The 12,729-nt window shown below is 32.2% G+C and carries 12 protein-coding genes; 1 reads left to right on the top strand and 11 read right to left on the bottom strand.

Annotated features, from left to right (window positions below):
* Window positions 1-25: 25 nt before the first annotated feature.
* The 8 genes from gap to rapZ all read right to left on the bottom strand — a co-directional run bounded on the left by gap (window position 26) and on the right by rapZ (window position 7,397).
* Window positions 26-1,042 (bottom strand): type I glyceraldehyde-3-phosphate dehydrogenase, encoded by a 1,017-nt coding sequence (gene gap / locus RR430_RS01055; RefSeq protein WP_332508560.1) that lies wholly within the window; start codon window positions 1,040-1,042, stop codon window positions 26-28.
* A 189-nt stretch (window positions 1,043-1,231) separates the two neighbouring features.
* Window positions 1,232-2,395 (bottom strand): MalY/PatB family protein, encoded by a 1,164-nt coding sequence (locus RR430_RS01050; RefSeq protein WP_332487143.1) that lies wholly within the window; start codon window positions 2,393-2,395, stop codon window positions 1,232-1,234.
* 74 nt (window positions 2,396-2,469) lie between these two features.
* Window positions 2,470-3,384, bottom strand: a complete 915-nt coding sequence (locus RR430_RS01045; protein WP_332487142.1) for a GNAT family N-acetyltransferase — start codon at window positions 3,382-3,384, stop codon at window positions 2,470-2,472.
* Entirely contained in the window at window positions 3,377-4,300 is a 924-nt protein-coding gene (locus tag RR430_RS01040; RefSeq protein WP_332487141.1) for a DUF2156 domain-containing protein, read from the bottom strand. The genes RR430_RS01045 and RR430_RS01040 overlap by 8 nt, the downstream gene beginning before the upstream one ends.
* Window positions 4,287-4,589: a hypothetical protein gene (locus tag RR430_RS01035; protein ID WP_332487140.1), complete on the bottom strand. Its 303-nt coding sequence runs from the start codon at window positions 4,587-4,589 to the stop codon at window positions 4,287-4,289. Before RR430_RS01035 ends, RR430_RS01040 begins: the two co-directional genes overlap by 14 nt.
* A 30-nt stretch (window positions 4,590-4,619) precedes the next feature.
* A complete protein-coding gene (gene whiA / locus RR430_RS01030; protein ID WP_332487139.1) occupies window positions 4,620-5,576 on the bottom strand; it encodes a DNA-binding protein WhiA in 957 nt (318 codons plus the stop codon).
* Window positions 5,576-6,541, bottom strand: coding sequence for a gluconeogenesis factor YvcK family protein (locus tag RR430_RS01025; RefSeq protein ID WP_332487138.1), 966 nt, complete (start codon window positions 6,539-6,541; stop codon window positions 5,576-5,578). The genes whiA and RR430_RS01025 overlap by 1 nt, the downstream gene beginning before the upstream one ends.
* Window positions 6,531-7,397: an RNase adapter RapZ gene (gene rapZ / locus RR430_RS01020; RefSeq protein ID WP_332487137.1), complete on the bottom strand. Its 867-nt coding sequence runs from the start codon at window positions 7,395-7,397 to the stop codon at window positions 6,531-6,533. The genes RR430_RS01025 and rapZ overlap by 11 nt, the downstream gene beginning before the upstream one ends.
* Before the next feature lie 123 nt (window positions 7,398-7,520).
* Between rapZ and RR430_RS01015 the strand changes: the two genes are divergently transcribed.
* Window positions 7,521-8,219 (top strand): zinc metallopeptidase, encoded by a 699-nt coding sequence (locus tag RR430_RS01015; RefSeq protein WP_332487136.1) that lies wholly within the window; start codon window positions 7,521-7,523, stop codon window positions 8,217-8,219.
* A gap of 74 nt (window positions 8,220-8,293) precedes the next feature.
* Here the strand turns inward: RR430_RS01015 and RR430_RS01010 are convergent, their stop codons facing one another.
* The 3 genes from RR430_RS01010 to pflB all read right to left on the bottom strand — a co-directional run bounded on the left by RR430_RS01010 (window position 8,294) and on the right by pflB (window position 12,657).
* Entirely contained in the window at window positions 8,294-9,622 is a 1,329-nt protein-coding gene (locus RR430_RS01010) for an HdeD family acid-resistance protein (RefSeq protein WP_332487135.1), read from the bottom strand.
* A gap of 108 nt (window positions 9,623-9,730) precedes the next feature.
* On the bottom strand, window positions 9,731-10,432 hold the full coding sequence (gene pflA, locus RR430_RS01005; RefSeq protein WP_332487134.1) for a pyruvate formate-lyase-activating protein: 702 nt from the start codon (window positions 10,430-10,432) through the stop codon (window positions 9,731-9,733).
* A complete protein-coding gene (pflB, locus tag RR430_RS01000) occupies window positions 10,429-12,657 on the bottom strand; it encodes a formate C-acetyltransferase (RefSeq protein ID WP_332487133.1) in 2,229 nt (742 codons plus the stop codon). The genes pflA and pflB overlap by 4 nt, the downstream gene beginning before the upstream one ends.
* Between the last annotated feature and the right edge of the window lie 72 nt (window positions 12,658-12,729).

The following is a 12,729-nucleotide window of genomic DNA, read 5'->3' as shown; positions in this document are numbered from 1 at the left end:
TCTATCGGTTTCAATGTACCAATACTTATTTAATGTTTGCGAAGTATTTGATTGTTCTAACCATTTGGCTAGTGTAACTGTTTTCATTGTCATACCAAGAAACTACTTGTACTTGGAATGTATCATCATTAACTTTAGTTACCATTGTTTGTGTAGCATCGAATAATGAACCATGAGATTCACCGATGATATCACTTGATACTAATTCTTCTTCTGTGTAACCGAATGAATCACTAGCAGCAGCTTTCATAGCAGCGTTGATTCCTTCTTTAGTAACGTCAGTTCCTTTAACAACAGCTACTAAAATTGTAGTTGAACCTGTAGGAACTGGTACACGTTGTGCAGAACCGATAAGTTTTCCGTTTAATTCAGGAATTACTAGACCGATAGCTTTAGCTGCTCCAGTTGAGTTAGGAACGATGTTGCAAGCTGCAGCACGAGCACGACGTAAATCACCTTTACGATGAGGTCCATCAAGAACCATTTGGTCACCTGTGTAAGCATGAACTGTAGTCATGATACCACTTTGAATAGGTGCAAATTTGTTTAATGTGTTAGCCATAGGAGCTAAGCAGTTTGTAGTACAAGATGCAGCTGAGATAATTGTATCTTCAGCAGTAAGAATACCTTCGTTTACTCCAAATACTACTGTTGGTAAATCATTTCCAGCAGGAGCTGAGATAACAACTTTTTTAGCACCAGCAGTGATATGAGCTTCTGCTTTTGCTTTTGATAAGTAGAATCCTGTACATTCAAGAACTACATCAACACCTAAATCTCCCCAAGGAAGTTTAGAAGCGTCTGCTTCTTTGAAAATCTTAATTTCTTTACCATCAACTGTAATTGATGCTTCACCAGCTACAACTGTGTGGCCATCGTAACGACCTTGTGCTGAATCATATTTTAATAAGTGTGCAAGCATTTTTGGATCTGTTAAGTCGTTGATTGCTACAACTTCATACCCTGCTGCTCCAAACATTTGTCTGAACGCTAAACGTCCAATACGACCGAAACCATTAATTGCTACTTTAACATCTGCCATTTTAATTGACCTCCTCTATGATGCATACAAATTATAGTCTTTTTAGACCCTAATTGTCAATTGTGAAAAAACTAATAATTATTCAAATAATGCCGATAAATAGCCATATTATCGATATAAAGCGCTTACATATTACGAATAAATTTTTTATCAAATTTCATTCTTTATTTAACCTTCGTTATTAATTGATTATTTATTCATTAAACATGTTTCAAAACGCTTTAAAACTTCTTTAATTATCACGGTTGGGCAAGCTAAATTCACCCTTATAAAACATTCTCCATTAGTTCCAAAAGAAGATCCTTTATCAACAAATATTTCTTTTGAAACTAACTTATCAAGTATTTCATTTTCTTTATACCCAAATGAACTTAAATCAATCCACGCTAAATATGTTCCCTCTAATGGCGAAACATAACATGTTGGATACTTTTCATTAAAAAACGCTTTGACTAGCACAAAATTATTTTCAATTGTTTCATTTAATTCATTCTTCCATTCGCTACCTGAATCACTATAAGCACCCATTGTCGCATAGTAGCCAAAATATGTTTGCATATGAATATCCTCATTATCCATATGTTTTTGTAACTTTTCTCTTATATCTTTGTTTGGAATAATTATATTAGCGAAATTTAAACCTGCCAAATTAAATGTTTTACTTGGTGAGGTACAAAGTATTGTATGATCTTTATCTAGCGTAGTAAAAACAGTATGTTTTTTTCCATGTGTAAAATCAAAATGAATTTCATCCGCTACAATGATTAGATTATTTTTAATCGCAATATCTTTAATTTTAATTAACTCCTCATAATCCCATACTCTTCCAACAGGATTATGTGGACTGCATAGAAGTATCATTTTTGCTTGTTTAGCTTTTTCTTCTAAATCTTTATAATCCATACAATATTTTCCATCAACTATCTTCAAAGGATTTTCCAAGATCGTTCGTTTTGTATGATTAATGATGTTCATAAACTGATGATAAACCGGTGTTTGTACAATTATTCCATCACCTTCATTTGTAAAACATGTGACAATATGATGAATAGCTTGAATTACACCAGAAGTTTGAAATATCCATTCAGGTTCAATGTCGGCTGTATGTTCTTTTTTAAACCAATCTATCACAACATCACTATAGCCATCAGGTTGCCCCGTATATCCAAAAACACATTGATTAGTAATTGCATTAATCAATGCCTTTTCAACACTAGGGCATGCCACAAACTCCATGTCAGCAGTTGATAATGGTGGAATTGTGCATGCTTTTCCCAATTGTCTTTCAGCACTACTCCATTTTAATGAACCTGTCTTACTTCGGTTTACTATTGTTTCAAAATCATATTTCATACTTTGCCTCCACTAATTACATTATTAATTATACCCAAGCAAGAAAATAAAAACAGTATAACAAAATACTGTTTCTAATAAAATTCATTCATATATAATGGCTTACCACTAGAAGTAAATGCTTCTTCTATAGTTTTAGATTGTACTTGATATAAGCGATTAAATAAATCGTAATCATTTACTCTTGCCATCGTAAATCCATAATCAATAACCTCAACACCTGGGTAAATAATACGTAAATCTTCAACCTCACTTGTATGTACTTTAACAACTGAGCGTATTTGTAATCCTAAGTTTATTAATTTAGTTAAAGCCAAACTATTTAAGTATATAATTTCTTCCATAACAACTTCTTTATTTGTAAATAAACAAGTTGCATATGCTTGTAGTTGACCTTTCTCATTATAGTAACCTAAGATTTTTCCACGTTGTGCACTTATTTCTTTTTTTAATTGATTAAAGTTCTCAACATCTCTAATGTAGTAGCCATTAAACCGTTTAACAAATGTTGCATATAGTTGTAACATATCTTCACTTCTAATATCATAGCTACAACCATCATTACTTATTTTTTCAATAAGATTCCTTGTGAATGTTGCTTCCTTGTGATTATAAATCATTTTAAAACCATATGATTCATATAATGATGGATTGTAAGCTTGAACTAAAGTAATTAATTCTTGATGCTCAATCTCATCCATAACCACACTCATAAGTTTTTTCATATTGCCTTGCTTTTGATATTGAGGAAGAGTTGTTACACCTACAATCATCGATGTGCGAATTACACGATTATTAAACATCATTTCATGTGGAATGCGTTGTAAAGATGATTGCACAATACCATTATCTATTAAAATAATTGTATTATCAGGTTTATATACTTCATCAAAATAATAATCGATATACGATTCTTCTTCTTGCGGAAAACATTGGTTCCACATTTTCTTAATTGTATTTGTTTGACCAACTTCTGCTTTTTTAATCACTGGCTTCACCCTCTCTGCATAAACGATATTTTTCAATCATGAATTCTGGATAATAAGCCATTTTAGCTTGTCGTAAATTATCGTACCCCATATCATCTTCACGATTGACGTACTCAAATTCACTAAACTCATGACTCAAAAATTCTTTAATAAGCGCTTGATATAATCCTCTTATTTCAGGATTTGCTTTTTCAATATTTTCTTGACACATACGATTCGATAATACTGATCCAATCGCAAATGCTTGGATTTCGCCATCGATTCGTATACAACCACCACGATATTCTATTCTGTTAAATAAATCCAATATACGCATAGTTCCTTTACGATCTGATTGTAAAAAAGCATCCTCTGTTTCTGCTTTCCATTTGTCTAAAAATTCTTTACACTCAATTACATTTGTTTCATTCATACTCTCGTATTGAAATCTTCCCTCATAATCCTTATAGAATGCATTCAAATGATTTCTTTTCTTTTGCAATTTCTTACCCGCAAAACTCATAAGTTTTTCAACTTTGTACACATAGTCAAAACTTTCTCTTGCAGGGCATATACAATATTCTGGATAAATCTCTAATACCTTATCCATTGCTTCCTTTGTAAAGCAACTCAATACAAATTTAACACCATATGTATCAAAAATAGATTTAGCTTTTCTGATTGCTTCTTCAAAGTATTCATCTTTGCATAATGGCATATAGATAAATAGTTCGCCCTCATGGATTCCCAGCAGAAGTAAATAATGATCATTTTCTACGCAAAACAAAGGATACCATTCTTGCCATAAAATCATATTAACTAAATTATGATTACTCTCTTCATATTGTTTTATTTTTAAATAATCTTTGATTTTCTCCCACTGCTCCATGGATACTGGCAAAAAATCATGATACAATTCTATCTCAATTTCGCTCATCCGATTGACTTCTTTCTGTATATTCGGCATCAATCACACTTCCATGATTAATTGGTTTTTCGATATTAGAATCATCACTTTCTTGATAAGTATTGTTTTGAAAAGTAGTTTGATCAGTTTGTGACTCATAAAATGTATCACTATTCTCTTTATAGGCACGTTTTGCTTTATAGTTAACATAAGCAATAAAGCCAATTATTAAAGCTCCGAACACTAATATAAGTGGCCAGAATATTTGGAATAAAATAACGAATGTAAATACCATTAGTATAAAATAAAGTAGTCTCATAAAATTTTCCTCCATTTAATTATAATGTACTTATTGTGAATGTACACTATTTTGCATTTTAATTTTCTCAGCTAATTCTTGGATCTTAGTAAAACGATGCTTCATCCCCGATTTGCTCATGACTACCCCTTTTTGTCGTTCATATTCTTTACTTAGTTCATTTAAGCTAAGTTCAGGATTTTCTTTTCTTAAGATAGCAATTTCAAATAAGCGTTCATCTAATAGTTCCATTTTGCCAGCATCTTCAATCACCGCAATATCTTCTAGTTGTTTTTTCGCTGCATTTTGGCTTTTAACTTCATTTGCTACTTCGCAGTTATCTAAACGCGTTAAACTATTTTTAAAATCACGATGTATACGAATATCCTCAAACTTCATTAACGATTCAAAAGCTCCTATTAATCTTAAAAAATCTGATATTTTATCCGCTGCCTTAATGTATACAACATGTTGATTTCTACGCAGTATTGTTTTACCTGGAAGTTCAAATCGATTCATAACCTTTACAATAAATTCCGCATGTTCATTACTACTAGTTCCTATTTCTAAGTGATAACTAGTTTTTTGTGGTGCATTGACACTCCCCATAGCCATAAATGCTCCTGCTAAATACGCTCTAGCACAACACTCCTTTGTAACGATACTTTGTAAAGGATGTGATAACAAACCTCTAGAAGAGTATAACCCTAAATCTTCTAGTATTTCCCTCGCTTTATTTAATACACGAATATAATAAATATTGTTCTTCTTTAAATTCATTTTTTTCATTACTGATAAATCCGTTTCAACACCATAACATTCCTTCAACATTTTCCAAGTTCGTTTTGCGGTAGTTGCATTCTCTGTTTTTATTAGTAATGTTAAACCTTTATTTGAAATAGACAACGTTGAACATAGTTGTATCAAGGCTGAAAGCTCTGCTTTTTTACAACAATCTTTTAATTCATTTTGCGCTATCTCTTGTTTAACCTCTGTTGTAAATGACATTATTTTTCCACATCCTTCAATAACCTTTCAACAAGCGATTTAATTTTCATACTATCATGTCGAACTAGGTTGTTAGAGAAATCTAATAAATTCTCCTGTATTACCTCGTAATTATGAGTATTCCTAACAAGTGTTACTGGTGTACTATTTTCTTCTTTATAACGTTTTATAATAAAATCAGGTATCTTATCATTCGATACAACAATCGCATCCACTGGTGTACCATGATCAATTAATGCATCCACATGATCCTCTACTTGATAATTTGTTGTTTCCCCAGGCTGTGTCATTGCATTACAAAAGTATACTTTTCTTCCCGCAGTATTTTCCAATGCTTCTTTGATTTCTGGAATAATAATATTCGGCAATATACTTGTATATACTGAGCCAATTCCATAAATAATTAAATCAGCTTCTAAAATAGCCTTAACAGCTTTTTCACTCGCTCTAACTTGTTCATCATAATAAACATGTTTAATTCTATTATTTATCTTTGGTATGTTTGTTTCTCCTCGTACGATTGTTCCATCTTCCATAATCGCATATAAAGTAATTACTTGCGATGTTGATGGTACGATATCTCCACGTACATTTAATACCTTTGATATGATTTCAATGCCTTCTACAAAGTTACCACATGATTGAGCAAGTGCCACAAGGATAAGATTCCCTAAGTTATGTCCTAAAACATCTTCCTCTGGATTGATATTTTTATCATCCGAAACAAAACGATAATCCATTAAAGTACTTAACAATGACTCACTCTCTGCAAGTGCAATCAATACCCCACGAATATCACCCATGGCAGGCACATTAAAGTATTGACGCAATCTACCTGTAGAACCTCCATCATCCGCAACTGTTACAATCGCTGTGATATCAATATCATCAATATACTTGATACCTCTTAAAATGGTAGATTGTCCATGACCTCCACCAATTACTACTACTTTTTTATTTTTCATCATAGTAACCTTGTTTATCACGATGTTCCTTATAACAATTATATTTACTACGATATAAGTTAAATAGATAGTTAGTGATTGCTACAGAACGGTGTTGACCACCGGTACAACCTATTGCTACTGTAAAATGATTCTTTCCTTCTTTTACATATTCTTCAAATGCATAATCTAAAAATGATGTTAATCGTTTAATAAACTCTTTCGTTTGATCATTATCCATGACATATTTATATACCGGTTCATCATCACCAGAATAAGGTCTCAACTCGGCTACCCAATATGGATTAGGTAAAAACCTTACATCCAACATCAAGTCTGCATCCATGGGTACACCATTTTTGTATCCAAAGGATACAAAACTAATAGAAAACGTTGGCGCTTCTCTTAACTTAAAATAACTTTCTATTTTAATCTTTAAACTCTTAAAGTCAGTAAATGTTGTATCTATTGTTACAAATGTATTATCTTTTGACTTAATAAACATTTGACGCTCAACATTAATAGCTTCCTCAAGTGTATTTACCGTATTACTAATCAATAACGGATGTGTTCTACGTGTTGATTTATAACGATGTAATAATACATCATCAGATGCATCTAAAAACAATACCCTAACATCCATATCAGCACCTTTAAATGCTCTTAAAAACTCTGGAAAATCTATTGCCGATGTTGCAAGCGCTGTATAGTCAAATCGTGGATCATTACTAGATTCAATCACATCCACAAGATTCGCAAGAATTTGAACTGGGAATTGGTCAATACAGTGGTAACCCATATCTTCTAAGATATTTGTAGCGCTTGTTTTACCCGCACCAGACATACCACTAACAAGAATAACTCTTTTTTTATTCATGGTTTTCACCTCTTTTTTAGTCTACCACATACCCTGGTGTTTCTCAATCAATACCATAATGTTCACACAATTATTTGTTATGATTATTGAGATTTATGATAAACTAACTTTGGAGGTAATCACATGTTTTATTACGGATTTGACTGGACTTACATAATCATGATTTTACCTGCAGTGATTTTCTCATTGTGGGCATCATCAAGAGTTAACGGAACTTACAAACGCTATTCTACGCAATACTCGCGTAAAGGCATAACAGCTGAAGAAGCATGCCGAAAAGTTTTAGATGAAAATGGATGTAGTGATGTACAAATATTACGCATACAAGGCAACTTAACAGATCATTACGACCCTAAAGCAAACGTTATACGCTTATCTGATTCAGTTTATGGTAGTACATCCACAGCTGCAATCGGAGTAGCATGTCATGAAGCTGGTCACGCTATTCAATACGCTAGAAATTATGGACCAATTAAATTTCGTGCTGCAATTGTAAATGTTACACAAATTGGATCACAATTATCATTTCCTTTGGTATTAATTGGATTACTATTCTCATCTACAAGTTTAGCTTATCTTGGAGTATTCTTATTTGGCTTCTGTGTTCTATTCCAACTAGTAACACTACCTACTGAATATGACGCTAGTCATCGTGCTATTCTAGCATTAGAAAATAGTTCTATTCTTGATAGTGAAGAAATAGAAGGCTCTAAAAAAGTATTAAATGCCGCAGCATTAACTTATGTAGCTGCATTATCAGTATCTATTATGCAATTGCTACGATTATTAATGATTGTAGGTAGTAGAAGTCGCAATGATTAGACATGAATAAACCACACATTTGTGTGGTTTATTTCTTTTAGTTCTATTTTTATCAGTTGAATGAAGCTTTGACTCTACAAAGCTTTTTCATGTTCAATCGTTGCGTTGTGGTGATAGGTTTGTTTTGATATTACAATTGAATTCTTCAAACGATATTGTTGATTAAAATAATCATAATATGCTCCAGGTGACATAATTCCATTTGGATTAGCTGCAGCAATACCTGTAGCCCGGATTACATAGTCCGATAGTTTTACACAATTTGTTGTAAGTACAAAGTATGTTTTAAAACTAGTATCTTTAAACTTATACATTTTTGCATGCGTAGCTTTATAAAGATTACTTGCATAATCAGTAGGTACTTCGTCTAACTTGATTTCACCTTGCTCCATTTTTTGATATAAACTTTCCCATGGGTATATATGAGTAAATAATTCATTTAATCTTTTTCGTATCGCTTCTTTTTGACTTTCATTTATGTTCAATCCAAACGCAAAGATTGAGTCTCCCGTCTCTTTGGCACAAAACTTAATATACTCATCGCGATCATTTGTAGTAAATAATACTCCATCACCAATTGTCCCAAATAACTTACTTGATTGAAAATCATAATTACCATAACAATATATACTTCCTTCAAACCATATGTCCGCATGTCCAATTGTACCAAATCCTTTTTCCGTTACATGCACAAATATTTCTATGCCTGGTGTCGTATCTACCTTAAAACTATCTTCTTCAATAATTCCATCTTCATCTACTGCCAATAATTTATTTACATAACTAATCGCTTTTTTCGGCATCAACATTGTCATAAATACTGGCAAATTTACTCTTACTCTTTTTTTAAATCGATTTGTTTGTTTAATTGGCGCAATCTCAACAATAAAATCACCTAGTAATGATAATCCATAAAATATGCAAAATAATCCAGTGATTAAAAAGGCTCTTCTAATATTAATTCCTGGAGCGAATAATAAAGGCAATGCAAATAAATAAATAACAATAGCACTTAATAATTCCATAATTCTTCCTGGTGTTTTATTAGAACATTTTATTGAGTAATCAATTGTTTTTACGATTGCGATTATTAAAATATAAATACCTAAAAACAACGCATATAATGTAGAAAATTGATTAATAAATGCTAAAAATATAAAACCAAACGCTATTGGCATTGCACCCCTTAATAACTTCGAAAATGAAAAATTACTAAAACATCCAAGTATACCCGTTATTCCCATTACCATTGAATAACCAAATATTACAAACTTAACTATTTGTGGTATTTCACTTTTCCATACTAAAAACGCAACTCCTGATACTATGTATAAAACAGCTGTAAACGCTAAAGATCCAATACCTATATATTGCCGTATTAATTTCCCTTGTGTTCTTTCCATACAATTATCCTTCTTTCTTTTTTAGTATAACTCTAATTATTGAATTCGTATATTTATACACTTCACCCATCACAAGAAAAAGACTATTCTAAATGAATAGTCCTCAAATTATTTATACCACTGTTCAATTCTTTCGATATCTTTATCAGTCGCATCTTTAATATCAATGTATGGAAAATCTATATTTAATTCTTCATACTTAGAGTCACAAAGTGATCGAAATGGTAAGAAATCAACTTTTTCTATACATGTATAGTTTTGAAGCAATATTTTCAATGCTTTTGTCTCTTCCTCAGTGTCATTGACTGTAGGTATTACAACATGTCTAATCCATGTTTTTATTTTATTCTCTTCTAGATAATCCAAAAAACGTAGGGTTTGATTTAATGAACCTTTTGCAAAATCTTGATACTTAGCTTCAGTAGTCATTTTAATATCTAACAATACCAAATCTGTATTTTTCAACAAATCTTTAACATCATCATTTAAAACGCAACCACTTGTATCAAGAGTAGTATGAAGATTTAACTCTTCATGACATCGTTTGAACAATTCACTTACAAATGGGGCTTGCAGAATAGCTTCACCACCACTACAAGTCACACCGCCTGTTTTATAATAGCTTAATCCCCTACTTATTTTATTAAGTAGGTCATTTACGCTCATTTCTTTGCCACCCTGCATTGCCCAAGTCTCAGGATTATGACAACATTTGCAACGCAAAGGACAACCTTGCATAAAGATTACAGCTCGAATACCTGGTCCATCACTTGTAGAAAAAGAATGAAATGAATTTATTCTACCAATCATAATGTTGTATGGAATGTACGTTGAATTACTTCTTTTTGTTGTTCGCGTGATAGACGATGAAAATTAACCGCATAACCAGAAACACGTATTGTTAAGTTAGGGTATTTATCAGGATTTTCATATGCATCAATTAATTGTTCCTTATTTAATACATTAACATTTAAGTGATGTGCATTTTGCACAAAATATCCATCCAATAAATTTGTCAAATTACAGATGCGCTCATCTTCTTTTGAACCAAGAGAACTTGGTACAATTGAGAACGTATTTGAAATACCATCACGACAAGCTTCATATGGAATCTTAGCAACGCTATTAAGTGCCGCAACAGCACCACTTGTTTCACGATTATGCATAGGATTTGCACCAGGCGCAAAAGCTTCCCCTGCTTTTCTTCCATCAGGTGTAGAACCAGTTTTCTTACCATATACTACATTTGATGTAATTGTTAATACTGATAATGTATGAATTGCATTTCTATATGTCTTATGTTTTCTTAATTCAGTTATAAACTTTTCAACGATATCTTTTGCGATTATATCTACGCGATCATCATCATTACCATATTTAGGGAAATCGCCCTCAATAGTAAAGTCTTCAATGATACCTGTTTCACCTTTGATAGGTGTAACTTTAGCATATTTAATTGCACTCAATGAATCAGCAATAACTGATAAACCAGCCACTCCAAACGCCATAAAACGTTCTACTTCTGTATCATGCAATGCCATTTGTGTTTTCTCATAAGCATATTTATCATGCATATAGTGGATAATATTCATTGTATTTACATACAAGCCAGCAAGCCATGACATATACTCATCTAAACGTTTAACAACTTCATCATAGTTTAATTGTTCATTATCTTTAACAGAATCCATTTTCGGTCCAAGTTCAAGACCTTTTTTCTCTTCAATACCACCATTTAAAGCCAGTAATAATAACTTAGGTAGGTTGCATCGTGCTCCAAAAAATTGCATTTGTTTACCTATTTTCATTGCCGATACACAACAAGCAATAGCGTAATCATCTCCATAAATTGGACGCATTACATCATCATTTTCATATTGAATTGAATCTGTTAAAATCGATATTTTACTACAAAAGTTTTTGAATCCTTCTGGTAATTTTTGTGACCATAAAATAGTTAAGTTTGGCTCAGGAGCAGAACCTAAAGTAATAAGTGTATGTAACATTCTAAATGATGATTTAGTAACCAAACTTCTACCATCAGTAGCCATACCACCCAATACCTCAGTAATCCACATTGGATCACCGCCAAATAATTCATTGTAATCTGGTGTTCTTAAGTGACGTGCTAAACGCAATTTAATTACAAATTGATCCATCAATTCCTGTGCTTCAACTTCAGTTAAAATGCCTTCTTCAATATCTCTTTCAAAATAAATATCAAAGAAAGTGCTTACTCTACCCAATGACATTGCTGCACCATTTTGTTCTTTAATTGCACCAAGATATGCAAAATATGTCCATTGAATAGCTTCTTTTGCATTAGTAGCTGGCTTTGAGATATCAAATCCATGCATTTGTGCCATTTCTTTTAGTTTGCCTAAGAAAGTAATTTGTTGGAATAGTTCCTCTAATTGACGAATTTCATCTTGCCCTAAAGATTGTTGACCAAGAAGATTTTTATCTTTTTTCTTTTCATCAATCAAGTGATCAATACCATACAACGCAACTCTACGATAATCGCCAATAATTCGACCTCTACCATAGGCATCAGGAAGTCCTGTAATTAGTCCTACTTTACGTGCTGTACGCATTTCATCAGTATAAGCTCTAAAAACCCCATCATTATGAGTTGTTTTATATTTAAATTGTTCTTCAATATCATCAGACACTTTATAGCCATATGACTCTACTGCACTTCTAGCCATACGCATACCACCAAATGGATTAATTCCACGTTTTAGTGGTTCATCTGTTTGTAATCCTACAATAATTTCTAATTCTTTATTAATATATCCAGGTTTGAAATTAGTAAGTGAAGTTATTACTTCTGTATCAACACTTAAAACACCATTGTTTTCATGTTCTTTTTTTAGAAGTACATTCACTTCTTCCATCAATTTATTAGTACGATCTGTCGCATCTTTTAAGAATTGATCATCACCTCTATATTCTTTGTAATTCGAAAGAATAAAGTCTCTAACATCAATTGATTCTTGCCATTTTCCACCTTTAAATCCACGATAAGCATCCATATACTTTTACCTCCTACGCACTAGTATAAACAAAAGGCAATCCAAAAGATATTGAATTGCCCAGATGGTCGA

This window comes from Anaerorhabdus sp. (genome assembly GCF_036641015.1).
GTDB lineage: Bacteria > Bacillota_I > Bacilli_A > Erysipelotrichales > Erysipelotrichaceae > Anaerorhabdus.
Note: the sequence above shows the minus strand (reverse complement) of the source record. Positions and strands in the feature narration are given on the sequence as shown.